The 421-nt window shown below is 69.4% G+C and carries 1 pseudogene; it reads left to right on the forward strand.

Going from position 1 to position 421, the window contains the following annotated elements:
* Positions 1–69: 69 nt before the first annotated feature.
* A pseudogene (locus tag J0695_RS41130) lies at positions 70–282 on the forward strand (MATE family efflux transporter); the annotation flags it as partial.
* Between the last annotated feature and the right edge of the window lie 139 nt (positions 283–421).

Consider the following 421-nt stretch of genomic DNA (forward strand, 5'->3'; position numbering starts at 1 on the left):
CTGCTGGTCGCCGTCGCCCGCGCCCATCAGTACGCCGTCGAGCACGAACACGATCCCTGAGACCGGCTGGGCGACGGCCCCTATCTGGCCTGGGCCATGCTGGTGACACTGGCCGCCTTCATCCCGGCGGCACTGATGGTCCCTGCGCTCGGCGGCGGGCTGACCGCTCTGTGGTGGGCCATGACCCTGATGATGGCGGTCCGTCTGGTGACCCTCTGGCTGCGCGCCCGATCGGGCCGCTGGATCGTCACCGGCGCCACCCGCTATCCGCGTCTCACGTGAAACCAGACTCTTGAAGGCGGCTGCGGTATCCGGCCGGAGGTCCGGGGGTTGTCCCCCGGGAATACAGCACGTGAAACCAGCCTCGCCAGGGCGAACACAGAGAGGGCCGCACCCTTGGGGTGCGGCCCTCTCCACTGCT

It is taken from the genome of Streptomyces beijiangensis, assembly GCF_017315755.1.
In the GTDB taxonomy this organism is placed as follows: domain Bacteria; phylum Actinomycetota; class Actinomycetes; order Streptomycetales; family Streptomycetaceae; genus Streptomyces; species Streptomyces beijiangensis.